This window comes from Streptomyces rapamycinicus NRRL 5491 (genome assembly GCF_024298965.1).
Lineage (GTDB): Bacteria > Actinomycetota > Actinomycetes > Streptomycetales > Streptomycetaceae > Streptomyces > Streptomyces rapamycinicus.
The window spans coordinates 580,053-603,993 of the sequence record NZ_CP085193.1; the positions used below are offsets into that span (position 1 = coordinate 580,053).

At 71.4% G+C, this 23,941-nt stretch carries 22 protein-coding genes; 6 read left to right on the forward strand and 16 right to left on the reverse strand.

Annotated elements, in window-relative coordinates:
* Positions 1 to 77: 77 nt before the first annotated feature.
* Together LIV37_RS02560 and LIV37_RS02565 are read left to right on the forward strand one after the other, a co-directional pair.
* The gene (locus tag LIV37_RS02560) at positions 78 to 1,349 is read left to right on the forward strand and encodes a sensor histidine kinase (protein ID WP_020865531.1); all 1,272 of its coding nucleotides are present in this window, start codon (positions 78 to 80) and stop codon (positions 1,347 to 1,349) included.
* A 15-nt stretch (positions 1,350 to 1,364) separates the two neighbouring features.
* Positions 1,365 to 2,045: a response regulator gene (locus tag LIV37_RS02565; RefSeq protein WP_020865532.1), complete on the forward strand. Its 681-nt coding sequence runs from the start codon at positions 1,365 to 1,367 to the stop codon at positions 2,043 to 2,045.
* Between the two features lie 16 nt (positions 2,046 to 2,061).
* On the opposite strand, the gene LIV37_RS02570 is transcribed toward LIV37_RS02565, so the two are convergent.
* Entirely contained in the window at positions 2,062 to 2,829 is a 768-nt protein-coding gene (locus LIV37_RS02570) for a helix-turn-helix transcriptional regulator (RefSeq protein ID WP_020865533.1), read from the reverse strand.
* 216 nt (positions 2,830 to 3,045) lie between these two features.
* Between LIV37_RS02570 and folE the strand changes: the two genes are divergently transcribed.
* Complete coding sequence (gene folE / locus LIV37_RS02575) at positions 3,046 to 3,702, forward strand: GTP cyclohydrolase I FolE (RefSeq protein ID WP_020865534.1); 657 nt, start codon at positions 3,046 to 3,048, stop codon at positions 3,700 to 3,702.
* Between the two features lie 434 nt (positions 3,703 to 4,136).
* Positions 4,137 to 5,114: a glycoside hydrolase family 16 protein gene (locus tag LIV37_RS02580; protein ID WP_121825891.1), complete on the forward strand. Its 978-nt coding sequence runs from the start codon at positions 4,137 to 4,139 to the stop codon at positions 5,112 to 5,114.
* An 84-nt stretch (positions 5,115 to 5,198) separates the two neighbouring features.
* Here LIV37_RS02580 and LIV37_RS02585 read toward each other — a convergent pair whose 3' ends face one another.
* On the reverse strand, positions 5,199 to 6,569 hold the full coding sequence (locus LIV37_RS02585) for a PHB depolymerase family esterase (protein WP_243146418.1): 1,371 nt from the start codon (positions 6,567 to 6,569) through the stop codon (positions 5,199 to 5,201).
* Between the two features lie 291 nt (positions 6,570 to 6,860).
* Positions 6,861 to 7,055, reverse strand: coding sequence for a hypothetical protein (locus tag LIV37_RS02590; protein WP_243146417.1), 195 nt, complete (start codon positions 7,053 to 7,055; stop codon positions 6,861 to 6,863).
* Between the two features lie 281 nt (positions 7,056 to 7,336).
* Between LIV37_RS02590 and LIV37_RS02595 the strand changes: the two genes are divergently transcribed.
* Positions 7,337 to 9,271: an NAD-binding protein gene (locus LIV37_RS02595; RefSeq protein WP_020865537.1), complete on the forward strand. Its 1,935-nt coding sequence runs from the start codon at positions 7,337 to 7,339 to the stop codon at positions 9,269 to 9,271.
* Here the strand turns inward: LIV37_RS02595 and LIV37_RS02600 are convergent.
* The 12 genes from LIV37_RS02600 to LIV37_RS02655 form a co-directional block, all read right to left on the reverse strand.
* Positions 9,192 to 9,581, reverse strand: a complete 390-nt coding sequence (locus LIV37_RS02600) for a hypothetical protein (RefSeq protein WP_121825890.1) — start codon at positions 9,579 to 9,581, stop codon at positions 9,192 to 9,194. The two genes, LIV37_RS02595 and LIV37_RS02600, sit on opposite strands and share 80 nt — an antisense overlap.
* 120 nt (positions 9,582 to 9,701) lie before the next feature.
* Positions 9,702 to 10,193 (reverse strand): MarR family winged helix-turn-helix transcriptional regulator, encoded by a 492-nt coding sequence (locus LIV37_RS02605; protein WP_121825889.1) that lies wholly within the window; start codon positions 10,191 to 10,193, stop codon positions 9,702 to 9,704.
* 74 nt (positions 10,194 to 10,267) lie between these two features.
* Entirely contained in the window at positions 10,268 to 10,780 is a 513-nt protein-coding gene (locus tag LIV37_RS02610; protein WP_020865539.1) for a copper chaperone PCu(A)C, read from the reverse strand.
* 74 nt (positions 10,781 to 10,854) lie between these two features.
* Positions 10,855 to 13,134: a heavy metal translocating P-type ATPase gene (locus LIV37_RS02615; RefSeq protein ID WP_020865540.1), complete on the reverse strand. Its 2,280-nt coding sequence runs from the start codon at positions 13,132 to 13,134 to the stop codon at positions 10,855 to 10,857.
* Entirely contained in the window at positions 13,134 to 13,391 is a 258-nt protein-coding gene (locus LIV37_RS02620) for a hypothetical protein (protein WP_020865541.1), read from the reverse strand. The genes LIV37_RS02615 and LIV37_RS02620 overlap by 1 nt, the downstream gene beginning before the upstream one ends.
* A 30-nt stretch (positions 13,392 to 13,421) precedes the next feature.
* Positions 13,422 to 14,357, reverse strand: coding sequence for an L-tyrosine/L-tryptophan isonitrile synthase family protein (locus LIV37_RS02625; RefSeq protein WP_020865542.1), 936 nt, complete (start codon positions 14,355 to 14,357; stop codon positions 13,422 to 13,424).
* 72 nt (positions 14,358 to 14,429) lie between these two features.
* Entirely contained in the window at positions 14,430 to 15,704 is a 1,275-nt protein-coding gene (locus tag LIV37_RS02630; protein WP_020865543.1) for a cytochrome P450 family protein, read from the reverse strand.
* A gap of 12 nt (positions 15,705 to 15,716) precedes the next feature.
* The gene (gene asnB, locus LIV37_RS02635) at positions 15,717 to 17,543 is read right to left on the reverse strand and encodes an asparagine synthase (glutamine-hydrolyzing) (RefSeq protein ID WP_020865544.1); all 1,827 of its coding nucleotides are present in this window, start codon (positions 17,541 to 17,543) and stop codon (positions 15,717 to 15,719) included.
* A 38-nt stretch (positions 17,544 to 17,581) separates the two neighbouring features.
* On the reverse strand, positions 17,582 to 18,991 hold the full coding sequence (locus tag LIV37_RS02640; RefSeq protein WP_020865545.1) for an MFS transporter: 1,410 nt from the start codon (positions 18,989 to 18,991) through the stop codon (positions 17,582 to 17,584).
* The gene (locus tag LIV37_RS02645; RefSeq protein ID WP_020865546.1) at positions 18,988 to 19,785 is read right to left on the reverse strand and encodes an ABC transporter ATP-binding protein; all 798 of its coding nucleotides are present in this window, start codon (positions 19,783 to 19,785) and stop codon (positions 18,988 to 18,990) included. Before LIV37_RS02645 ends, LIV37_RS02640 begins: the two co-directional genes overlap by 4 nt.
* Positions 19,786 to 19,859: 74 nt before the next feature.
* Positions 19,860 to 20,939: a FecCD family ABC transporter permease gene (locus LIV37_RS02650; protein ID WP_121826275.1), complete on the reverse strand. Its 1,080-nt coding sequence runs from the start codon at positions 20,937 to 20,939 to the stop codon at positions 19,860 to 19,862.
* A gap of 17 nt (positions 20,940 to 20,956) precedes the next feature.
* The gene (locus LIV37_RS02655; RefSeq protein WP_121825888.1) at positions 20,957 to 22,039 is read right to left on the reverse strand and encodes an ABC transporter substrate-binding protein; all 1,083 of its coding nucleotides are present in this window, start codon (positions 22,037 to 22,039) and stop codon (positions 20,957 to 20,959) included.
* Positions 22,040 to 22,480: 441 nt separating this feature from the next.
* Between LIV37_RS02655 and LIV37_RS02660 the strand changes: the two genes are divergently transcribed.
* Positions 22,481 to 22,819: a GNAT family N-acetyltransferase gene (locus tag LIV37_RS02660; protein WP_020865548.1), complete on the forward strand. Its 339-nt coding sequence runs from the start codon at positions 22,481 to 22,483 to the stop codon at positions 22,817 to 22,819.
* Between the two features lie 204 nt (positions 22,820 to 23,023).
* Here LIV37_RS02660 and LIV37_RS02665 read toward each other — a convergent pair whose 3' ends face one another.
* The gene (locus tag LIV37_RS02665; RefSeq protein ID WP_243146416.1) at positions 23,024 to 23,854 is read right to left on the reverse strand and encodes a DUF8017 domain-containing protein; all 831 of its coding nucleotides are present in this window, start codon (positions 23,852 to 23,854) and stop codon (positions 23,024 to 23,026) included.
* Between the last annotated feature and the right edge of the window lie 87 nt (positions 23,855 to 23,941).

Here is a 23,941-nt window from a genome sequence, read left to right on the forward strand (position 1 = left end):
ACGTACCGGGTGGGCGCGCGGCTGTCGGCCGTTCGGCCGACAGCCGCGCTCCCACCCGCCCTCCTACGCTGAGGAGCGTGGATCGACATCTCCCGCGTACTCCGCACGTCAGACGGCTGATCACCGTCAGCGGCCTGTTCGTGTTCGCTCTCACCTGGCTGGCGGACATCGCCGTGGTCAGGAGCGGTTCCATAGCGTTCGGAACCGCCTGGCTGCCCGTCGTGGCTACCGGCCCCCTGATCGCCCTGGCTGTCACCGAGACCCCCTGGTCACCGTCGCTGGGTAAGTGCGTCGCCGCCGTGGTGTCACTGTCCTTGGCACTGACCGCTTGGAGCCTGATCGCACCGAGCACCATGGCCTGGTGGGGAGCACTGGAGACATTGGGCCTGCTGTGCATGCTCCTGCGCACCGCGGCCCGACCCGGCCGGGCGGCCGCCGCGGTGGCGGAAACCGTCCTGATCAGCGCGACCGTACTTCTGCTGCCCCTGCGTACCGGGTCGTGGCACGCGTTCACCGGCGGCGGCTATGTGCTGACCGTCGCGCTCGCCATCTTCATCACGCTCGGCTATACCATCCGAGCCCTGGAAGCGCGGAGAGAGCGCACAGCCCGCGAGGTCCGATACGGGGAGCGCCTCGCCCTGGCCCGCGATCTGCACGATCTCATCGCCCATCACATGACCGGCATCATCGTGCAGGCCAACGCCGCCTTGTCCATCCAGGCCGCCGCACCGGACAAGGTCAGGCCCATCCCGCGCAACATCGCCCAGGCCGGTGCCGAGACCCTGGAATCCACACGCCGTCTGGTCCACGTCCTGCGAGAGGAGAACAACACGCCGTTGCTGCCCGGCGACTTGCTCACCGATCTCGGTGAACTCGTGTCCGCCCACTGCGCCGCCGCGTCGCCCGGCTCCGGGCCCACCGAAGCCGATACCGCACGCCTCGAAGCCACAGCGGCAGCGCGGGCGGCCCGACTGCGGCCCGAAGCGGAGACCTCCACCCACCGCGTGGTCCAAGAAGCCCTGACCAACGTACGCCGCCACGCACCAGACGCGCACGCCATCGTCCGCCTGGACGCCGACACCGAGCGACTGCGCGTGACCGTCACCAACACTCCACCGCACCGCAGGGCGCTCAAACCGGCCGGGGGCCGGGGCGGTTTCGGCCTGCTCGGGCTCCAAGAGCGCATCGAGGCCCTCGACGGCACCCTGCGCGCCGGGCCGCTGCCCGGCGGCGGATGGGAAGTCTCCGCCGCCCTCCCGCTCGCACCGTCATGCCCCCGGGCCGAGCCCCAACCGAGCCAGGCCCTGACGAAGCGGCCCGGGCCATCTCGACGCAGCCCTGCCCCGTGATGATAGGAACGGTCGGTGCCCGAACCCCAGATTGACGTGGTCATCGCCGACGACCAGGAACTGGTGCGGATGGGATTCAGCCTGATCCTCGGTGTGCAGCCAGGGATCACCGTGGTCGGTGAGGCGGCAGACGGTGTGGAGTGCGTCGAACTCGCGCGTCGTCTGCGTCCCCGAGTCGTGCTGGCCGACATTCGCATGCCGCGGCTGGACGGGCTGGAAGTCGTGCGACAGCTGGCCGGTCCCGGCGTGGCCGATCCGATGAACGTCGTCGTGATCACCACATTCGACCAGGACGACTACGTAAGAACCGCACTGCGCAACGGCGCATGCGGTTTCCTGCTCAAGGACGCCTCTCCCGACCTTCTGGTGGAGGCGGTCCAGGCAGCAGCACGGGGAGACGCCCTCATCTCCCCAGCGGTCACCGTGCGGCTCCTGCGGCGGCTGGAAGCGACGGAACGCGGGACGGCACAGGCACCCGAGGGGTCCGATGACGCAGGTCTCAGCGAACGGGAGCGGGACATCGTCCGGCTGGTGGCCGTAGGGCGCACGAACCAGGAGATCGGCGATGAGTTGTTCCTGTCGCTGTCGACGGTGAAAACGTACCTGGCACGCATCCAGGCCAAGCTCAACGCCCGTAACCGGGTCGAGGTTGCGGCCTGGGCCTGGGAACATGGAGCAGTCCGCGGGAGCAGATGAGACGGCCGCCGGCACCTCACGTTCCAGCTTGGTGAGGAACTTCTTGAACTCCTCGGGGCGAATTGAGGTCGCTCGGGCCCAGCCGCACACAGCATTTCCCGGCCTCGGGAGCCAGCACGGCCCGGACCCCGTTGACCTCGAGGCCGTTGACGTAACCGGCGAGGAAGGCGTGGTTCATGCCGCACACCAGGTCGGGGGCCTTCGCGGTCAGCGGGTGGAACGGGCAGTTGCGCAGCCGGAGTTCGGTGGGGGCTTCCCGGACGGGTTCATAGCCGTACTCGTCCAGCAGGCGCTCACAGACGGTCAGCCCGCGCTCGGGGCCCAGGCGGCCGGGGCGGGTCTCGTCCCGCGCGGCCCCGCCCATCCGCCGGCCGCGCCGCTCGGCGGCCCGCACCGCCGCCTGCGCGGCGTTTTCGTCGGCCTCCTCGGTGAGGACGGCATCCAGGAGGAGGTCCGCCAGGAGTTCATGGCGCCGCTCGGGAATGCTGACCGTGATCTGGGCGTCGGTGGGTTCGTACACCTTCGGCCGTCTGCCGACCTTCCGGATCCCGCCGGGCGTTTCATAGCGGGCGCGCAGCAGACCGGCGTCGACGAGCTTGTCGAGGTGGAAGGCGGCCAGCTTGCGGGAGATGCCGACGCTCGCGGCGGCCTCGTCACGGGTGACCGGACGTCCGGCACGCCGGATGAAGACGAACATGCGCCGCCGCGAGTCCTCGCTCAGGACGCTGACGGAGTCGATGGCGGTGTTGACCGTGTCGGCCGGCGGAGTCGAGTCAGAAGCCACCCGAGCACGATAACTCCCACTCACGTGGGCACAAGCGCCCTTTTGGCTCTCTGCACTCCGTGGCTTGACGCGCCACCGCAATAAGACCAAGATTTATTGGCGAAACTCGTTTGGGAGCCAGGAGTGTCCGGCTGCCTTCGCCATGCTCATCTCGGGAGTTCTCCATGGACAACGTCCTCGTCCTGCCCACGGCTCCGGGCATCGGTGGCAGCTGACATGACCGAGCTCGCGCCCCGCGCCACCGCCCGGATACGGCCGCACGACCCGGAGGAGCCGGCGCCCGCGGGCCCCGCTCTGCGGGTGGTCCATGAGTCCGGCGACATCGACCTGGCGGCCGCGGAAGCCGCGGCCGGCCAGTTCCTCAACGCCCTGGGAATCTCCACCTCGTCGGAGAGCCTGCGCGGCACACCGGGCCGGATGGCCCGCGCGTATGCCGAGCTGTTCAGCCCGCGCCCCTTCGACCTGACCACCTTCCCCAACGACGAGGGCTACGACGAGCTCGTCCTGGCCCGGCGCATCCCCGTCCGGTCGGTGTGCGAACACCATCTGCTGCCGTTCGTCGGCACCGCCCACGTCGGCTACCTGCCCGGCGGCCGCATCCTGGGCCTGTCCAAGCTGGCCCGTGTCGTCGAGCACTTCGCCTGCCGCCCGCAGGTCCAGGAGCGCCTGACCAAGCAGGTCGCCGACTGGCTCCAGACCCATCTGGAGCCCAAGGGCGTCGGTGTGGTGATCGAGGCCGAGCACTCCTGTATGACCCTGCGCGGGGTCCAGGCCACCGGATCGAGCACCATGACCTCCACCCTGCTCGGACTGCTGCGTTCCGACGCCCGCTCGCGCGCCGAATTCCTCGCCCTGACCGGCGCGACCTCGTAATCGCTACGGTCCGGACGACATCGCGGCGACCGGTGACGGTTCGCGTACGGAGTGAGGCATGACGCCGTGCCGGCCGGTGCGGCGGTCGCGCCCGATGACGACGTGGCGCGCCGTCAAGAGTTGGCGAGCCGGAGTGATGGCACCCGAGCCATGCCTCCAACTCTGAAGTGGGGCGATCGATACTTCCGCGGCGATGCGGTCAAGCCAAGGGCTTTGGTTCAACTAGTGAATTCAGCATGACCCTTGACCGGCAAGGGCAGGGTCCAAGACAGTCGTTCCGTGTGAGCGCTCTCTCGGCCCCATCGGCGCTCGCTCTGCCCACTGTGCCCGAGTTCCCGTAGCCCGATCTCCCATCACCCCCACGCCGGGGAGCGGGCTACGGGGGCTCGCACACCTCATCAACGCTGTTGCTACGAACGAAAGCAGCCCCCCACATGTTCAGGATCACTTCCTCAGGTACGACGGCGGAGGCCAAACCCCGCCGCCGACGACGACGCGTTCTGGCCTTCGTTGCCGCCTTGTCGCTTCCGGTGACCGGACTGCTGGCTCTCACGGTGTCCTCCAACACCGCCGCCGCGGGTGAGCCCGCGGCCAAGGCCGAGTGGACCACCGTCTTCCAGGACGACTTCGACGGCGCGGCGGGCACCGGCCTGAACAAGAACGACTGGCTGTACGACATCGGCACCGGCTACCCGGGCGGCGCCGCGAACTGGGGCACCGGCGAGATCGAGTCGGTCACGGACTCCACCGACAACGTCTACCACGACGGTGACGGTCACATGGTGATCAAGCCGATCCGCGACGGTTCCGGGAAGTGGACCTCCGGCCGTGTGGAGACCCAGCGCACCGACTTCGAGGCGCCCGCCGGTGGGCAGTTGGAGATCAGCGCCTCCCTCAAGCAGCCCAACCCCGAGAAGGGCCTCGGCATTTGGCCCGCCTTCTGGGCCATGGGCGCCGACGCCCGCCCGGTCGGGGCCACCAACTGGCCGAGCATCGGCGAGCTGGACATCATGGAGGACGTCAACGGGCTCAGCAAGCACTCGAACACCTTCCACTGCGGTGAGTGGGCCGGCGAGTGCCACGACCCGGACGGGATCACCAGCGATCTGCTGCCGTGTGACGGCTGCCAGACCGACTACCACACGTACTCCGTGATCGTGGATCGCACCGACACCTCCGCGGAACAGCTGCGCTTCTACCGCGACGGCAAGGAAACCTTCACGGTGAAGCAGAACCAGGTGTCCGCCGAGACCTGGAAGAAGGCCGTGGACCACGGGTTCTTCGCCATCTTCAACGTCGCGGTCGGCGGCTCTTATCCCAACAAGGTCTGCGGCTGCACCTCACCGGCGGCGGACACCACCTCCGGTGCGGGGATGAGCGTGGACTGGTTCTCGGTCAAGGTGAGCAAGTGAGCAAGTAGTACCGCGCAGCACATTCGTCCTGGTAGCAGAGCGCCCGGTCCCACCAGCGCGGCGGGACCGGGCGCATCCGGGCGGCTAACGGGACTGATCGAAGAGCCAGTCGACGACGACGTCGTTCTCGTATGTCTGGGCCCACGCGAAGTGCGGACTCACCGGCGTCGTTCCGGGCGTGTAGCTCGTGAACAGCACATGGCTGCCGGCCCGGCGGGCCCGGTTCAGCAGGGCCCTGGAGCGGGCTTCGAACTCCGCTTTCGGCAGGTCGTTGGCCCACTCCCCGCGGGTGACCGGCGCACCGGCGCTCTCCAGCGCGTTCATCAGCGTCCAGGTGCCGGGCTTTCCGAACCGTCCCTCGCGGTAGGGGACCACGGGGTCGTCAATGGAGTGGTCGGTCCACATCGGGATGTGCGTGATCCCTTCCATGGTGGACGGGTCGCCCCAGCCGGAAGTGGCCAGGGCCGCGGCGAAGGTGTGGGGGCGCCTCGGGAGCAGGTTGAAGATGCCTCGAGCACCTGATGAGAGACCGACGAGATAGAGCCGATCCGCGTCGACGGGGCGCTGCGTCGTGAACGCGTCGATGAGTTCGACCAGCGCCGCGCGGACCTTGGGGTCGGTCCAGTCCGTACCGTCGGGTCCGTCCATGGGGCGGGGCAGTGGGATCTGAGGGGCGAGCACGAACGCCGGGTGCCGGCGCTGGCGTTCCGGCTTGGCGAAGGTGACGGCGATGCGATTGGCGGTGAGCTGGGTCATGTTGTTGTCCGCGACCTCGCCACCGCCGTGCAGGGTGACGACGAGCGGATACCGCGCGGCCGCCCCCGGACTCCGTACGAACCCTTCCGGCTGGTACAGCCGGAAGGCCAGCTCGAATCCCGTGGAGTCGGTGAACGATCCCGCGGTGAAGTCGTCGACCACCGGGGTGATGACGTCGTCGTTCCGGATCGCCAACGGACCGGCCGCGAGCACCAGGTCACCGTCGGGGGTCCGCACATCGGCCACCTGCCTGACGGTGTAGGCGCGATGAAGCGGAAGAGGGTCGGTGCCGGAGGCCCGTGCGTTGGCGTCGTCCGGGTCGAGCTCGATGACGAGATATCTGCCCGGCCGTCCGGCGTTGGGGCGGTCGTCCGTCCTGGCCACGGTGTTCGGGTAGGCCCGGGTGACCGTTCGGGCCGCGCTCTGTCCGCCGAGGCCGGCGGTGACCTGGAACGCGGAGGGTGGGATGACACCGCCACGTATGTCGATGGGATCCGCGTAGCGGATGGCGACGGCGGTCACCCGCCAGTTGTCCCTGGGCGTCACCTCTGTGATGAGGGCGGTCCGCAGAACGGGATTGGCTCCGGACGCCACCGGCCGTCCCGGCGCCGGAGCATCGGCCGACGCCGTGGCCGTGTTGATCGCCAACGAGCCGGTGACGGTGCCCGCCGCCATGGCGAACGCCGTACGTCTGGTCATCTTTCCCATGGGTCCTCCGTAAGGTATCGGGCGGCCCGGGAGGGCCGGACGTGGAGCCGGTGGCCTGGTGCGGGGGAACCGAGGATGAGCGGTACGGCGGGGTGAGCGCCGGTGCGTGGCCGGGTGCGCCGTTCAGAGGGCGAGGCAGGCGGCGGGCATCGCCGTATCACCGTGAGTCTCCAAGCTGTGTTCGAACGGTGTCCAGCGTCGAAACCGGGATCTGTCGATGCGTCATCCGCATCAATCCGAAGGGCTCCCGCGGCCGACCGTAGGAGCCCTCGGAGGATCCGCTCAGAACGGACAGGTGTCCTGCCAGCGCGTGACCAGGGGGGTGTTCTTGAAGCCCCAGGAAGCGAGGCGGGGCGCGAGCCACCGCAGGTTCTGCTGGGTGCCTTGATAGCCCGGCATCAGCACGACGCCCGGTACGAGCCACTGGCCGTCGGGTGAGTGATCGTGCCGGACCCGTACCCGCTCGGTTGGACGCATCGATGTACCTCCAGGATGCGGCGCGGGTACGCGCTGCGGAAGCGCAGCGCGACCACACCGGCACGGGCCCATACGATGAAGGCTGTTGACGCGGTAGCTGAAGTGCTGGACTTCGCCCGGGCGCGTACCGGGCTCTCCAACGTGGCGGTGCCACTGTGCCTCGGATGCCCGTGGCCGCGGCACTTCGCCCTGAGGTGACCGCCGACAGCCATTGACCGAACGGGGGCTTCGACGTCGTGTTCTCCTCATCCGCCGCACCACCCGGCCCGACCGCACCGCACATGGTCGTCTGCGGTGACGACGCGCTCGCACACCGCCTGGCCGCGGAACTCCACTACGTCTACCGGGCACGGGTGACCCTCATCGTCCCGGGCGGCGTCTCCCTGGCGGAACCCACGGGGCGGAGGATGGCCGGAGGCCGTGCCGCCGCACTCTTCGGCCGGTTGAGCACCGCTGTCGGACGGGTCCCGCCGCCGAGGTCCCCGGACGACGCCGCCCCGGACCGGGGAGTGGAGGTCATGGAAGCCCCGGCGCTGGACGACGAGGTGCTGGCCGAGGCGGGTATCGAGCATGCGACAGCGCTCGCCCTGGTCCATGACGACGACGAGGTCAACATCCACGCCGCGCTCCGCGCTCGCCGCCTCAACCCCCGGCTGCGCCTGGTCATCCGGCTCTACAACCGCAAACTCGGCCAGCATCTGGAGGAACTCCTCGACCAGGCGGCGTGGGTGGCCGCCCCCGGTATGGACCCGGCCGAGCTGGACGCGTCCACCACCGTGCTGTCGGACGCCGACACCGTCGCCCCCGCACTCGCGGCCACCGCCGTCGCGGGCACCAGCAAGGTGGTACAGGCCGACGGGCTGCTGCTGCGTGCGGCCGAGCGCATTCCGTCCGGCTCCGACGAGGTCGCCGATCCGGGGCTGTGCACCCTCGCCCTGCTCTCGTCCACCACCAGCGATCCGGCCGGCAGCGAGGGCTCCGAGGGCAGCGGGGACGAGGGGCCCAGGCTGCTGCCGGGGGACGAGGAGGTCGCCGCCGCCACCGGGCGCGGCACGGTGGTACTGGAAGCCGTCTCCGCCACCGGCACACCGCTGCCGCCGCGGCGGCTCGGCAGCCGCAGACTGCCGCTCGCCTCACTCTTCTCCCGCCGGCTGCGCTGGTCCGTCGCCGGTATGGCGATCGCCGTGCTCGCGCTCGCCGTCGCCTCCTGGTACTTCACCGGGGCCGGTCTCCTCCACGGGGCCTACCTCACGGTGCTGGACGTCCTGGCGATCGACGACCCGGCGCTGGACGAGCCGACCGGACGCAAGATCCTCCAGCTCCTGTCCGGGCTGACCGGACTGCTCCTGCTGCCCGTCCTGGTGGCCGCCGCGCTGGAAGCGCTGGGCACCTTCCGCACCGCGTCCGCGCTGCGCCGCCCGCCGCGCGGCCTCTCCGGCCACGTCGTGCTGCTCGGGCTCGGCAAGGTCGGCACCCGGGTCCTGGCCAGACTCCGGGAGATGGACATCCCCCTGGTGTGCGTGGAAGAGGACCCCCAGGCGCGCGGCATCCCGCTGGCCCGCAGGCTGGGGGTGCCGACCGTCATCGGCGATGTCACCCAGGAGGGCGTCCTGGAGGCCGCCAAAATCCAACGCGCACGCGCCCTGCTCGCCCTGACCAGCGTCGACACCACCAACCTGGAGGCGACACTGTACGCCCGCTCGGTCAAACCCCGGCTGCGGGTGGCCCTGCGCCTGTACGACGACCACTTCGCCACCGCCGTCTACCGCACCCTGCGCGCCGCCCACCCGCAGGCGCTGACCCGCAGCCGCAGCGTCTCCAGTCTGGCGGCGCCCGCCTTCGCCGGGGCGATGATGGGCCGCCAGATCCTGGGCGCCATACCGGTCGAGCGCCGGGTACTGATCTTCGCCGCACTGCATGTCGCCGGACATCCGCGGCTGGAGGGGCGTACCGTCGCCGAGGCGTTCGCACCGGGCGCCTGGCGGGTGATCGCACTGGACACGGCCGAACCCGAGGACCGGCAACGCGACCTCGCGGCGGCACCCCGCTACGGCGAAGCCACCAGGCAACCCGCCCTGGTGTGGGAACCGCCCCCCGACTACGTCCTGCGGTCACAGGACCGCGTGGTGCTGGCCGTCACCCGCCAGGGCCTGGGTGAACTTCTCGCCGGTCACCCACCCGCCGGTATTCACGGATCGCAGGGAGCGGACCGCTGAGACGGCGCAGCATGCCCGCGGGCGCGGCGCCTGGCGGTACGCCAGGAGGAGTGGCATGGGTCTGGGCGAGCCGGCCGGCCGGGGCCTCCCACAGGTTGGCCTGCCGCACCTTCACCAGGAACTCCATGTCCAGCTTGCTCACCGGGCCGGCCGTGGTGACGACGTCACCGGGGGCGGCCGGTTTGGCGCTGGGGAAGCTCGCCGAGGAGTTCTCGGTGGCGTTCGCATCGCCTCGGGTGGCCCAGACGATGGCTCCGGCGATGACGGCCAGGGCGACGAGCAGGTCCGCTACGGTCCCGCTCCCCGGCACCTTGACCGCGTGGGTGCACGATGAGCGTCTTGAGACAGTGCAACATTTGCATGACCGAAGCAGCTGGCGGCGGCCCCGGCGGCGGTGTAGTCACCGTTCCAATGGGGCCGTCGCCCGACATCACCAATTGGCGTGCGCCTGGGAGCCGTTCGGCACCGCCGGCTCGCCGCCCGCCTCCGTGAACGCCTGCAACGCGTCGATCAGATAGCGACGCCGGCCCGGCGGCATGGCGTCGACGATGCGTGCGATCTCCTGCCGACGCCGTTCGGTGGCCTCAGCCACGATCCGCCGCCCGCCCTTGGTGAGCGAGATCACGCTGGTGCGCCGGTCCTCCGCCGAGACGCCGCGCGCGGCCATTCCCGCCGCGACCAGACGGTCGATCATGCGCATCGCGGTCGACGGCTGTACGCCCAACTCCCCCGCCAGCCCGGACAGGCTCAGCGGCCCCCGGCCGTCGAGCACCACCAGCATCCGGAACTGCGGCGGTGTCAGGGACTCCTCCACCTCGGCCAGTGACCGGACTGAGACGGCGACCAGCAGACGGGACGCGGTCAGCAGGGCGGAGACCATCGCCTCGGCATCGGACTCGGGGCCTGGAGAACGGCGCGGCATACGCCCTTTCTACCGTCTCGGCCCGCCGTACGGGGCACCGGCCGCTTCCCACGCCCGCGCTCGGACAGGCTCACTCAGCCCTCGCCCGGCCGCACGACGACGGCGTTGGTCCCGACACGTCCGCCGTGTTCGAAGCGGAGGGTGAAGGGCACCAGGTCTCCGGGCCGCCAGCGGGCCGTGGCCGGGACGGTCACATCACTGGTGAACGGTGACATGTCGAGCGTGCCGCCCGCCGGAACCGGCAGGGACTCCGCGGCCTGGGGGTAGGCCGATCCCCGCCCGGTCATCCGGTGACGGCTGAGCGAGATCCCCCCGGTGACCGCGGGGGACGTCACCTCGACCAACCGGTCCCGCGCCCCGCCGGTGTTGGTGATCCGGAAGAACGCGGCGGTCCGGGGCACGCCCGGGGCGGGAAGGAAGAGCCGTGCGCCGGTGACGTCGATACGCGGGGGGCTGCCCGCGCTGCCCGAGGCGGTCCACACGGCGAGACCACCCAGCGCCAGGACACAGGCGCAGGCCGGAGCGACCGCGGCCCGTAGGGAATCGGTGAGGCGACGGTGGCTGGGCGTCCAGGAGGGCTTTGTCATCGGGCGGGTCTCCACCTCGGTATCGGGCCGCGGTCGCGGGCAGGCAGTCCGCCCGCGAGCGGGGAACAGGGGCGTCACAGTGGTGTCCGGGCGGCGGGCCGGGTGGGGCGGCCGCCGGTCGGTGACGGCTGCCAGACACGCAGCCGCAGGCTGTTGCCGACCACGAGCAGCGAGCTGGCCGACATCGCGACAGCGGCCGGCATGGGGCTGAGCAGGCCGACCATGGCCAGCGGCACGGTCACGACGTTGTAGCCGAACGCCCAGACCAGGTTGGCCCGGATCGTGCCCAGCGCACCGCGGGCGAGGCTGACCGCGTCCGCCAGGGTCTCGATGTCGCCGCGTACCAGGGTCACGTCGGCCGCGCCGATCGCCACGTCCGTGCCCGTGCCCATGGCGATGCCGAGGTCGGCGCCGGCCAGGGCGGCCGCGTCGTTGACACCGTCGCCGACGACGGCGACCCGGTAGCCCCGCTCCCGCAGCCCGCGGACGAGGGCTGCCTTGTCCTCCGGGGTACATCGGGCGTGCACCTCCTCGATGCGGAGGTCGGCGGCGACGGCGCGGGCGGGCGCCTCCCGGTCGCCGGTGGCGAGCACGGGTCGCACCCCCAGGCGGCGCAGCCGGTCCACGGCCCGGTAGCTTCCCGGCCGCAGGACGTCCCCGACCTCGATCAGTGCCTCCGTCTCGCCGTCGACGCGGACCACGACCGGTGTGCGGGCGGCGGTCTCGCCGGCCGACAGCGCCCGGGCCAGGGTGGGCGGCAACGTGTCGTCCGGGGCCAGGACCTCGATCAACCGGCCCGCCACCCGCCCGCGGACGCCCTTCCCCGGCAGTGCGAGGAAGTCGGCCACGGCCGGAAGCGGCTCCCCGGGAACGGTTCGCCGGGCATACGCGGCGATGGCACGCCCCAGCGGATGTTCCGACCCTTGTTCGACCGCGCCCGCCAGCCGGACCGCCCGCTCCTCGCCGAGTCCGCCCGGCACGGCGGTGACCCGGGCGACGCTCATGTGCCCGGAGGTGAGTGTTCCGGTCTTGTCGAGCACCACGGCATCGAGGTGCCGCAGTCCCTCCAGCGCCCGCGCCCCGCTGACCAGGACGCCGAGTTGGGCTCCCCGGCCGGTCGCCGCCATCAGGGCGGTGGGGGTCGCCAGGCCCAGCGCACAGGGGCACGCCACGACCAGGACGGCCACGCACGCGGTGATCGCCGCCTGCGGCTCGGCTCCGGCCCCGAGCCAGAATCCGAGCACCGTGACGGCAAGGGCCAGCACGACGGGGACGAAGACCCCCGCGACCTTGTCGGCGAGCCGCTGCGCCCGTGCCTTGCCCGCCTGGGCCTCGGTCACCAGCCGGGTGATACGGGACAGTTGGGTGTCGGCCCCAACCGCGGTGGCCCGTACGAGAATCAGCCCTCCGGCGTTGACGGCACCGCCGATCACCGGCGCTCCGGGGCCGACTTCCACCGGCTCGCTCTCCCCGGTCACCAGGGAGAGATCGACGGCCGAGCCGCCCTCCACAACGGTGCCGTCGGTGGCCAGGCGCTCCCCGGGGCGGACGGCGAAGACCTGACCGACCCGCAGTTGTCCGATCGGGATCAGGCGCTCGCCGTCGCCGTCGCGTACCGAGACTTCCTTGGCGGCCAGCCGGGCCAGTGAGCGCAGTGCCGCGCCGGTTCCCCGCCGGGCCCGTGCTTCCAGGTGGCGGCCCGCCAGGACGAACAGCGGTACGCCGACGGCGGCCTCCAGATAGATGTGGGCGACGCCGTCCGGGGCGGTGGGCACCAGGCTGAACGGCATCCGCATGCCGGGGTCGCCGGCGCCGCCGAAGAACAGCGCGTAGGAGGACCAGGCGAAGGAGGCCGCGACTCCCAGCGACACGAGGGTGTCCATGGTCGCCGCCGAGTGCCGCAGTCCGCGCGCCGCCCGCAGGTGGAAGGGCCAGGCTCCCCAGACGACGACGGGCGCGGCGAGTACGAAGCACAGCCACTGCCAGTCGCGGAACTGCAGACCGGGAACCATCGACAGGATCAGCACCGGCACCGCGAGCAGAGTCGTGATCACCAGCCGGTCGCGCTCCTGCCGGGCGTCCTCCGCTTCGTCGTCGTCCTCGCGCCGTCGCTGTCCGGGCGGCTCGGGGAGCGCGGCGGAATAGCCGGCCTGCTCGACGGCCGCGATCAGCTGGTCCGGGCCGATCCCGGAGGGGTGGTTCACCCGGGCCCGGCCGGTGGCGAGGTTCACGTTCGCCGTGACCCCGTCCAGCCTGGCCAGCTTCTTCTCGACGCGCCGCACACAGGCCGCACAGGTCATTCCGCCGACGGAGAGGTCGGTCACGACCGCCTGGGAAGTCGATTCGGCGGCCATCAGCGCCCGCTTCCGCGGTCCGTGCCCATGCCGCCCATGTCCATGCCGCCACCGCCGTGGCCGCCTCCCGGGCCGTCCTGTGTCGTGCCGGTGCCGTGCATGCCGGGGGCGACGGGCCCGGCGCCCGTGCCGACGGCGTAGGAGGCGGCGAACACCACCACGAGCAGCAGGAGGAAGCCGCACAGCGCGGGCGGGGGCAATGCTCCGGACAGCGACGCGGCCGCCCGGCGGCGGGCCGGCCGGTGGTTCTGCTCCATGTGATGAGACTCCGATCAGTTCGTGCGGGTTCAGCCCTGTTCGTAATGGCTCGGTCTGCCGTGACGGTGGATGAGGCGGCCGAGCTGTTCCGCGCGGGTGCGGGGCAGGAGGGTCCAGGTGCCGTCGGTGCGGTGCAGGGCGGCGGAGTGCCAGGGGGTGGTCCAGACGTCGGGAACGTCGAGCAGGCGGATGCCGAACTTCGGGGCGCCGATGGGCTGGGGGTGGATGGACAACCGGATGGCGCGAGGGTGGTGTTCGGCGATCAGGTCGCCCCAGGCGCGGCTGCGCTGAATGACGCCGTAGGCGCGTTCGCGGCATTCGCGTTGGAGGGCGGAGCGGGTGCCGGTGAAGTCCGCGGTGTCGTCGACGAGGAATCGGGTGATGCCCCGGTACAGGGCCAGGGTGTCGCCCTCGGAGCGGACCTCCGCCCGCAGCGCCTCCAGGGTGGGGGCGTAACCCTGGTGCACCCGGGCGCGCTTGGCGCCGTGGGGCAGGTCACCCAGCACATCGCGCAGGTCGAAGACGGAGAGGCGGCGCAGGTCCGCCTCCCGTATGAGGTGTCCGAGCGCGTCCGCGTAGGCGTCTATGTGGTCGTCCGGGACGCGGATGAGGTCGCCGAAGACATGGCCGTCGGAGCAGATGATCACGCGGGCGCCCGGCGGGTGGATCCGCTCGATCTCCTCGCACAGGGTGTTCAGGAAGCCGAGGGACAGGCGTTCGCCCTGGTCGGGGAGGTGGCCGAGGACCTTGGCGGGGTTGGGGGACTTGCACGGGAAGCCGGGCAGGGTGAAGACCACGGGTTCTCCGGCGCGTACGAACCCGGCGATCTGGCGCAGTTGGTGCGGGAACGCCATCACTCCCCCGGGCACGGCGGCGGCCGTGCGGTGGTGCGGCAGGAGCAGGTTGAGGATGGCGGCGCTGATGCCGCTCGTGGAGCGGGTGTCCGGCGTGGTCGTCGGCGGCATGGATGGGGTCCTCCGTGAAGGGGTGCGACGCGGGCATGCGGGCATGGCCGTATGGCGCCTCGGCGTGCCGCGTCATATGCGCCGGTCGTAGCCGACGAGCAGGTGGCTGGTGCCCCGTCCGAGGACCGCCGGGATCCACTCGAGGTCCTCGTCGTCGATGGCCAGGCGCAGTCCGGGCAGGCGGGCCAGGAGGGTGTCCAGGGCGATCCGGAGCTCGGCTCGGGCGAGGGCGGCTCCGGGGCAGAAGTGGATGCCGTGGCCGAAGGCCAGGTGGGGGTTGGGCGAGCGGTCGAGGTCGAGTGCGTCGGGGTCGGGGAAGCGGCGCGGGTCACGGTTGGCGGCGCACAGCGAGATGATCACCGAGTCACCGGCCGGGATCCTCGTACCGTGCAGGTCGCCGTCCTGGTCGAGGAAGCGCCAGGTGGTCAGCTCGAAGGCGCTGTCGTGGCGGAGGAGTTCGTCGACCGCGCGGGGCGTCAGACCGGGGTCGTCGCGCAGCCGGGCGAGCTCGGCGGGGTGGCGGAAGAGGGCGATCAGGGCGGTGGTGATCTGGTTGGTGACCGGTTCCTGTCCGGCCACGAGGAGCTGGAAGATCATCGAGTCCAGTTCCTCCGGCGACAGCTCTCGTCGGTCGCGGGCCGCGACGAGGCTGCTGAGCAGGTCGTCCTCCCGGTGTTCGCGCTTGTGGGCGACGACGTCGGCGATATAGCCCTGCAGTCCGTGCAGACGGGACTCGTACAGCGGGCGTCCGGGGTCGGTGGGGCCCACCGGCTGGACGACCTTGCCCCAGTCGCGGTCGAAACGGGCGGCCAACTCGGGTGACAGGCCGATCACTTCGGCGAGGACCCGGAACGGGAAGTGGGCGGCGAAGCCGGTGACGAGGTCCGTGGGACCGGTTTCCGGGAGGGCGTCGACGAGGGCGTCGGCCAGCTCCTGGAAACGGGGCCTCAGCCGCTCGATGCGGCGCGGGGTGAAGGCGTCGGTGACGAAGCGCCGCATCCGGGTGTGGTGGGGCGGGTCCTGGTGCAGTAGGTGGACCTGGAGCTGGGAGTGTTGTGGCTCGGGCATGATCGAGGCACGGGCGCGCCAGTGGTCGTTGCCGCGGTCGTGGTTCTTGCCCAGGCGGTCGTCGTTCAGCGCGGCGTGGGCGGCCTCGTAACCGGTGATGAGCCAGGCGTGCACACCGCTGGGGAACAGGACGCGATGGACCGGACCGCTCTCACGCATCCGCTGGTACAGCGGATAGGGGTCGGCCTTGTACGGGCAGCCCATGAGCGGGACCGGGTCGGGCAGGGGTTCGCCCGGGCGGTCCGCGTCCATGGCGGGCAGAGGTTCCTGGAGGGTCATGGGGGGCGCTCCTCAGAGGGCGAGGTCGGGCTGGTGGTGGTCGAGCCAGAGGGCGAGGTCGACGACGCGTTCGAGGCGGAGCCGGTGGCCCCAGCGGAGTTGATCGGGCGCGGTGTCGAGACAGGGCTTGATACGGGTCTCGTCGGCGAGGGAGCGGACCCGGTCATCGACGAGTGCGTCGCGGGCCATGTCCTGCAGGCCGCGGTTGTAGTCGGGGTGGTGGGTGGCCGGGTAGTGGTTCTTGGGCCGGCGCAGCACCGACTCGGGCGCCAGCCCCGTGCCCGCCGCGCGCAGCAGGCTCTTCTCCCGGCCGTCGAAGCTCTTCAGCGCCCATGGGGAGGTGAAGGCGTACTCGACGAGCCGGTGGTCGCAGTAGGGGACGCGCACTTCCAGGCCCTGTGCCATGCTCAGCCGGTCCTTGCGGTGCAGTAGCTGGCGCAGCCAGCGGGTGAGCGACAGGTGCTGCATCTCGCGTTGCCGGTGCTCGGTCTCCGACTCGCCTTCGAGGTGCGGTACGGCGGCCAGGGCGGCTTGGTATGTGTCGTCGCGGAACTCGCCGATTCTCAGGTCGAGTTCGGGGTTGAGCGGCATGGCGGCCTCGTCGCCGGTCACCAGCAGCCAGGGGAAGGTGGGCGCGGCGAGCGCCTTGGGGTCGTGGAACCAGGGGTAGCCGCCGAAGACCTCGTCGGCGGCCTCACCGGACACCGCGACGGTGGAGTGTTTCCGGATCTCCCCGAAGAGGAGGTAGAGGGAGGTGTCCATGTCGCCGACACCGATCGGCGAGTCGCGGGCCACGACCACGGCCTTGCGGTGCTCGGGGTCGAGCAGAGCACGCGGGTCCAGTACGACCGTGCTGTGATCGGTGCCGATGAACGCGGCCGCTTCCGTGGCGTACGGGGTGTCGTGGCCGGTGCGCAGGACGTCGCCGGTGAAGGTTTCGGCCTGGTCGCTGTAGTCGACGGCGTAGGAGCGGATGCGGGCGTCCGGGCCCTCGCGCAGGCGCAGTTCGTCGGCGAGCAGGGCGGTCAGGACGGTGGAGTCGATGCCGCCGGACATCAGGGAGCACAGCGGGACGTCGGCCTCCAGCTGGGCGCGGGCCGCGGTGCTCACCAGGTCGTGCACGCGGGCGACGGTCGTGTCCCGGTCGTCCGGGTGGGCGCCGGCCTCCAGTTGCCAGTAGCGGCGTTCGCGGATGCCGTGCCGGTTCAGCAGGAGCAGGCCGCCGGGCTCGACCTCCCGTACGCCCGACCACACCGTCGGGCCGGTGTTGAACAGCAGGCTGTACGCCTCGCGCAGCCCGTCCGCGTCCACCCGCGGCCGTATCTCCGGGTGGGCGAAGAGCGCCTTGGGCTCGGAGGCGAAGGCCAGGCCGCCGTCGATGGCGGCCCAGAACAGGGGTTTGACACCCAGCCGGTCGCGGACCAGGAGCAGCCGCCGCCTCCGCTCGTCCCACACGGCGAACGCGAACATGCCGTCCAGGTGGTCGGCCACCGCCTCGCCCCACTCGGCGTAGGCGCGCAGCACCACCTCGGTGTCACCGCGGGTCCGGAACTCGTGTCCCAGGTTTCTCAGTCGGGCGCGGAGCTCATGGTGGTTGTAGATCTCACCGCTGTAGGTGAGGACGCTCGCCGGGACATCCGGCCGGTCGGTCATCGGCTGTGCGCCGCCTTCGATGTCGATGACGGCCAGGCGGCGGTGGCCGATCGCGGCGTGCTCGCCGAGCCAGACTCCGCCCGCGTCGGGCCCGCGCGGGGTGAGAGTGGCGGTCATGGCCTCGATGACCGGGGCCTGGGTGCGGGCGTCCTGGTGGAAGGACACCCAGCCGGTGATTCCGCACATGGGTACGACTCCTCGGTGAGGGCTTAACGATCGATGGCTCAGCGGGGTGCGGCGGGTGCCGTGTCGGTGGCGTTCTCTGGGAGGTTCGCCGCGCCCCGGGCGGGCAGGGCGAGCAGCGGCACGGCGAGGCAGGCGGCGGTGGCGGCCAGCACCAGGCCCGTCCGTGCGCCGCCGTCCTGGCCCGTCAGCCTCCAGACCGCCGTGGCAAGAGCCGGGCCGAGCGTGAAGCCGAGGCTGCGGGCGAGCTGAACCGTGGAGCCGACCGTGGCGGTGCGGCCCGGCGGAGCGGCGCCCATGACCAGGGCCTGGGTGGGTCCGCCGGTCAGCCCCATGCCGAGTCCGGCCAGGACCAGCCGCCAGGCCACCTCGGGCGGGGACCAGCCGTCGCCCGGCAGGACGAGCAGCAGCAGCCCGGTGGCGGTGAGGGCGGCACCGGTGACCGCGACGGGCCTGGCACCGTAGCGGTCGGCGAGCCGTCCGCCGAGGGGGCCCGCCAGCCCCATGCCGAGGGGGAAGGCGAGCACGGTCAGGCCCGTGGTGGTGGCGCTGACGTCCTCGTCGTGCCGGAGGTGCAGGGCGACCACGTAGTGCATGGCGGCGAAGCCCACCGCCAGCGCCAGCACCGCGCCGTGCACTCGCAGCAGCCCGGCGGCCCGCAGCACATCGGTCACCGGACGGCCGCCGGGGCCGCGCAGCCACCACCACAGCGGCGGTACGGCGACGAGGGCGAGAGTGAGCCAGGCGGGTGCGTCGGAGACCAGGGTCAGGGACAGCAGCAGGATCGTTACGCCTGTGGCCACCAGGGCCGTATCGGCAAGGGAGCGCCGGTCCGGGCGGCTCAGGCGCCCGGACCGGGGCATCGCCCGCCACACCACCGCCAGCGCCACCGCGCAGAGCGGGATCTTGACCAGGAAGATCCAGCGCCAGCCCAGATGGTCCAGGACCAGCCCTCCGGCCGCCGGTCCGATGACGGCGCCCAGGGGGCCGAGGGTCGCCGGCACGCTCATCGCGCGCCCGCGCAGTTCCGGCCGCACGGAGCGGACCGCCAGCACCGGCATCAGCACGAACAGCACCGCGCCGCACGCGCCCTGTCCGATCCGGGCGGCGATCAGCCACGACGCCCAGGGGGACGCGGCGGCGAGCGCGCTGCACAGCCCGAAGCCGGCGGTCGCGGCCAGCAGCGCGGGGCGGACGCCCATGCCGTCGAGCCACCGGCCGACGGGCAACAGAAGTGCGACGACCGGGAGTTGATAGCCCAGGACCACCCACTGCGCCGCCGCGTCCGACACCCCCAGGCCCTCGGAGATGTCCGCGAGCGCCACGTTCACGATGTTCATGTCGAGCATCGCCACGAACGACAGCACGCCCGCAACTGACACCAGGAGCCAGCGGTCGTGCACTTCGGGTACGTCCCCGGGCCGCTCCGCACCGGACGTGTCGTCCGTCATGCGCCCTCCCGCTGGCCAACCACCGCGTTTTCGCGATGGTCGAGGGCGATCAGCGGGTCCCCGGTCAGCGGGTGCTCGATCACGGCCGCGCGCACGCCGAACACCTCGGCCAGCAGGGGCGGCCGCAGCACGTCGCGGGGTGCGCCGGAGGCGACCACCCGGCCCTCGTGCAGGACGTGGAGCCGGTCGCACACGGAAGCGGCGGCGTTGAGGTCATGCAGCGAGACCAGGGTCGTACGACGGTGGCCGCGCAGCAGGGCGAGCAGTTCGACCTGGTGGCGGAGGTCGAGGTGGTTCGTCGGCTCGTCCAGGACCAGGACGTCCGTCGCCTGGGCGAACGCGCGGGCCAGCAACACGCGTTGGCGTTCGCCGCCGGACAGCTCGGTGTAGCGGCGGGCGGAGTGGTCCGCCATGCCGACATCGGCGAGGGCACGGGCGACCATGTCCCGGTCGGCGGCGTCGTCCCCGGCGAACGCCCGCTTGTAGGGGGTGCGCCCCATGGCGACGACCTCACGCACGGTCAGCTCGAAGTCCGCACCGCGCTCCTGCGGGAGGGCCCCGATGTGCCGGGCCGACCGGGCGGGGCTCAGCTCGCGGATGTCGGTGCCCTGGAGCAGCACGCGCCCGGCGGCGGGCTTCAGGTGCCGGTACACGGTCCGCAGGATCGTGGACTTGCCGCTGCCGTTGGGCCCGACCAGGCCGGTGATCTCGCCCGCGGCCGCGATGAGGTGGGCACCGGCCACGACCGTGCGCCCAGCATACGCGACGCTCAGGCCCTCGATGTCGATCCTCAACCGGCGCTCCCCCGGTCCGTCCCCGGCTCCCACTTCCCCGGGCAGGACCGCGTCTCCCGCCCTCCGTCCGGTCCTCAACTCCCGCTCCCCAACCGCCGGTCCAGCAGATACAGCAGCGCCGGAGCGCCGATCAGCGAGGTGACGACCCCGACCGGCAGTTCCTGCGTGTCCATGGCCGTGCGGCACACGAGGTCGACCACCACCAGCAGCAGCGCGCCGAAGAGCGCCGACAGGGGCAGCAGGCGACGGTGGTCACCGCCGACGACCAGACGGCAGACGTGGGGGACCATGAGCGCGACGAAGGCGATGGCCCCGGAGACCGCGACGAGGACGCCGGTGAGCAGGCTGGTGACCGCGAACAGCTCACGGCGCAGCCGTACGACGTCGATGCCGAGCCCGGCGGCCGTCTCATCACCCATCAGCAGCGCGTTGAGCCCTCGGGCCCGGGCCTGGAGCAGCAGCAGGACCGCCGGAACCGCCACCGCGGGGGCGGCCAGCAGGGGCCAGCTCGCGCCGCTCAGGCTGCCCATGAGCCAGAACAGCACACTGTGCGTCTGCTGCTCGTCCCCGGCCTGGAGGACGAGGTAGCTGGTGAAGCCGGACAGGAACTGCCCGATGGCCACCCCGGCGAGCACCAGTCTGAGCGGCGCGAATCCCCCGCCGCGCCGGGCCACCACCCAGACGAGGGCGAAGGTGGCCAGGGCTCCCGCGAACGCGGCACCGGACAGGCCGAGGCCCAGAGCGCCCCCGGTGCCGAGGCCGAGGACGATGGCGGCTACGGCGCCGAGGGAGGCGCCGTTGGAGACGCCCAGGAAGTACGGGTCGGCCAGTGGGTTGCGGACGAGGGCCTGCATCGCCGTACCGACCAGACCGAGCCCGGCACCCACCAGCGCGGCCAACAGGGCGCGGGGCAGGCGCAGTTGCCAGACGATCAGATCGTTCGTGCCGGGCCTGGGGGCATGGCCGGTCAGCCTGCGCCACACCACGCTCCACACCTCACCCGGCGGGATCGACGTGGAGCCCCAGGCGACCGCCGCTGTGAGGGCCGCGAGCAGCGCGACCGCGAGGAGCAGCGCCAGCGGCCCGGCGGGCACGGAACGCCGCGTGCGCGCGGGGGCCTCGGTGGCGCCATCGGTGGCGCCCTTCCTGCTCACCGTGGTGTCGAGCACGGTCAGCCGACCTTGCCCGGGTAGAGGGTCTTGGCGATCTTCTGGACGGTGTCGGCGTTCTCGACGCCGGCGATGGTGGTCTGCTCGGAACCGATGCGCAGGAAGTGGCCTTCCCTGACGGCCTTCAGGCCCTTGGTGGCGGAGTTCGACTCGAGCCACTTCCGCGCCTCGTCGAACGCCTTCTCGTTCGCCGCCCGGCTGCCCCGGTTACGGACGCCCAGCTGGATCCAGTCCGGGTTCCTGGAAATGACGTCCTCCCAGCCGACCTGCTTGTAGTCGCCGTCGCAGTCGGCGAAGACATTGCGGGCACCGGCCAGAGTGATCACCGCATTGGCGACCTGCCTCTCGCAGACGGCGGTGGGCTGCTTGGTACCGGCGTCGTAGTCGAAGAAGAAGTACGTCGGCCGCTCGTCCTCCGCCGTCCTGCCGACCGCTTTCCGGACGGCGTCCACCTTCTCCTTCATGCCGCCGACGAGTTCCTTCGCCTTCGCGCTCGTACCGGTGACCGCGCCGAGGGAGGTGATGTCGGCCTCCACCGCGGACAACTCGGTCAGCGCGCGCTTGTTCCGCGCCGCACAGGCGGTGGACTTGAGGTAGATGTGTTTGATCCCGGCCGCCTTGTACTCCTCCTCCGTCGGAGCGTCGCCCATGCCGCCGCCCATGTTCATCGAGGCGAAGGTGTCGATGTACACATCCGCCCCGGAGCCGAGGAGCTTCTCCTTCGGGATCACGGATTGGGCGAGCACCTTCACCTTCCGCGCCCGCGCGTCGAGTTCACCGGGCAGCGTGCCCTCACCGGGCGGGAAACCGGTGCCGAGCACCTTGTCGCCGGCGCCCAGGCGGAGCAGCAGCTCCAGGCTGGAGGCGTTGCTGGTGACGATCTTCTCGGGGGCCTTCGAGAACGTGGTCTCGGCGCCCGCGCAGTCGGTGACGGTGACCGGGTAGTCGCCGGTGGTGGGCTTCTCGGCGCCGGCACTCGCCTTGTCGCCGTCCCCACTGCCGCTGCCGCCTCCGTCGCCACAGCCCGCCACGAGGAGGCCGCCCAGCACGACGGCCGTCGTACCCCACCACACACGAGAACGCATCGAAACACTCCTGGATCCACTTGGTACACGGGGAGGGAACGTCGCCCCGGTTCAGTAGTCGTGGCGGATCCGGCATCGGTTCCCGCCCACGCGTCGAACGGGGACGGGGCCGCCTTTTCGCGGACCCGTCCCCGGGGGCGGGCGGTCTGTCGAGGGGTGCGCGCTCCGCCGTACCGGAGGCAGCATGCTCGGAAACGGCTGGGTGCGGGGCAGCGTGGCATTTGGCGTACGACCTCGCGGGCGGCGCCGTGAGCTTCCCCCAAGGTGCCGGGCCCATGTCCAGGGTCTTGGTAGCTTTACCGAGTGAGCCTGGGCTGCGGCAGCGTCGAGGGAGGCACGCGGCACCGCCTCCCGCGCCCGCCCTGCCACATGCCACCATCACCCCGCGTCCGCCCCGCGCCGCCGACCCCATTGCCCGCATCACCCTCCGAAAGGCACCCCATGAGCCAGCCTTCCGCCGGTCCGATCGTCGAGCGGATGGATGCCCGGCATCGATACGAGATCCTCGTCGACGGTGAGCGCGCCGGCCTGACCGCCTACCGCGACCGCGGTGAGCAGCGCGTCTTCCATCACACGGAGGTCGGCGACGCGTTCGCCGGGCAGGGCCTGGCCGCGCTGTTGGTCCAGCGGGCACTCGCCGACGTACGCGGCTCCGGGAAGCGGATCGTGCCCGTCTGCTCGTACGTGGCCAAGTTCGTAAAGAAGCACGGTGAGTTCGCCGACATCACCGACCCCGTGACCCCCGATGTCCTGCGATGGCTGGAAGCGGAGCTGGACTGACCGCTGAGGAGGGCGCACCAGCGGCCGGAGGGCGCACCATCCGCCGGGTGCGGGGCCCTGGCGCCGCTGCGCGTCTGCACCTGAAGGCTGAATCACCTCGGATGCGGCCGGACCCGTTCCCGGGTCCGGCACCCGAACATCCGGTGACCCCCGTACGGCTCCGTGGCATGACGACTCTCGCCCTGCCCGGCAGCCGGCCGGTGGTCAGCTGCCGGTGGACCGGACGGTGCTCATGATCTTCTTGAGCTGGGCGTCCGTCAGCGCCTTCGGAACTCCCTGGTCCGCGTAGATCACCCAGCCGTGCATCGTCCCGTCGGGGAGCTTCTGCGCGACGCTGTGCACGACGGCCTTCGGCGGAACGCAGGAGCTCGGGCGGTTGGTGACGGTGACCTGGGCGGTCGCGGTGTAGCCCTCAATACCCCCCTGCTTCCACGGCTTGGCCTCGCTGACCTTGATCTTGGGCTTGTGGTCCGCACCGCCGTACGCGGCGAAGCCCCAGTTGCCCGCCCAGTTGCGGGCGTTCTCCTGGAGCGTGCCGTCCTTGCCGCCGCCCGTGGTGCCGACGGTGGCGAGCTGCCCCTTCCCCGCCTCGCCGAAGGCCTTGGGATTGGGACTCGACGCGCAGCCGCCCTCACGGTAGTTGCCGGCCGCGGTCATGACGACGATCGGCTGGCCGTTCTTGTCCGTGTAGGAGAGGGCCGTCTCCTCGTCGAGGATCTTCCACTTCTCGGCCTTGGCGGGCACGTCGTAACGGAAGTGGTGCTTCTGCGAGGTCTGCGTCTGCCACCCCGTGAACAACGGCTGATCGCCCGAGGGGCTCGCCGGGGCGGAGGACTGGGACGACCCCGCGGAAGGCGCCTTCGACTCCGCGGCGCCGGTGTCCTTGTCCGTGCCGCTGCTGGTGTCCTCGTTGCATCCGCTCAACGCGACGGCCATGCCGATGCCGACGGCCGCGATCAGGGTCTTCTTCATCCGCCGGGATGGCGTCGAGGTGGGCTGCTGAGCATGGTTCTTGAAGATCTTTGTTTGGGACATGACCGGCACTCTAGGCGAGCCGCGTCGCCGCACATCCCCAGGTGGGCGCCCCACCGCAAGACGGATACCCACTCGTGACACATCAGA

Bases quoted from the DNA above. Each gene is read 5' to 3' on its own strand.
- folE (WP_020865534.1), top strand. From the start codon at position 3,046: ATGACCGAGCTCGCGCCCCGCGCCACCGCCCGGATACGGCCGCACGAC.
- LIV37_RS02580 (WP_121825891.1), top strand. From the start codon at position 4,137: ATGTTCAGGATCACTTCCTCAGGTACGACGGCGGAGGCCAAACCCCGC.
- LIV37_RS02585 (WP_243146418.1), bottom strand. From the start codon at position 6,569: ATGACCAGACGTACGGCGTTCGCCATGGCGGCGGGCACCGTCACCGGC.
- LIV37_RS02590 (WP_243146417.1), bottom strand. From the start codon at position 7,055: ATGCGTCCAACCGAGCGGGTACGGGTCCGGCACGATCACTCACCCGAC.
- LIV37_RS02595 (WP_020865537.1), top strand. From the start codon at position 7,337: ATGGTCGTCTGCGGTGACGACGCGCTCGCACACCGCCTGGCCGCGGAA.
- LIV37_RS02605 (WP_121825889.1), bottom strand. From the start codon at position 10,193: ATGCCGCGCCGTTCTCCAGGCCCCGAGTCCGATGCCGAGGCGATGGTC.
- LIV37_RS02610 (WP_020865539.1), bottom strand. From the start codon at position 10,780: ATGACAAAGCCCTCCTGGACGCCCAGCCACCGTCGCCTCACCGATTCC.
- LIV37_RS02615 (WP_020865540.1), bottom strand. From the start codon at position 13,134: ATGGCCGCCGAATCGACTTCCCAGGCGGTCGTGACCGACCTCTCCGTC.
- LIV37_RS02620 (WP_020865541.1), bottom strand. From the start codon at position 13,391: ATGGAGCAGAACCACCGGCCGGCCCGCCGCCGGGCGGCCGCGTCGCTG.
- LIV37_RS02625 (WP_020865542.1), bottom strand. From the start codon at position 14,357: ATGCCGCCGACGACCACGCCGGACACCCGCTCCACGAGCGGCATCAGC.
- LIV37_RS02630 (WP_020865543.1), bottom strand. From the start codon at position 15,704: ATGACCCTCCAGGAACCTCTGCCCGCCATGGACGCGGACCGCCCGGGC.
- asnB (WP_020865544.1), bottom strand. From the start codon at position 17,543: ATGTGCGGAATCACCGGCTGGGTGTCCTTCCACCAGGACGCCCGCACC.
- LIV37_RS02640 (WP_020865545.1), bottom strand. From the start codon at position 18,991: ATGACGGACGACACGTCCGGTGCGGAGCGGCCCGGGGACGTACCCGAA.
- LIV37_RS02655 (WP_121825888.1), bottom strand. From the start codon at position 22,039: ATGCGTTCTCGTGTGTGGTGGGGTACGACGGCCGTCGTGCTGGGCGGC.
- LIV37_RS02660 (WP_020865548.1), top strand. From the start codon at position 22,481: ATGAGCCAGCCTTCCGCCGGTCCGATCGTCGAGCGGATGGATGCCCGG.
- LIV37_RS02665 (WP_243146416.1), bottom strand. From the start codon at position 23,854: ATGTCCCAAACAAAGATCTTCAAGAACCATGCTCAGCAGCCCACCTCG.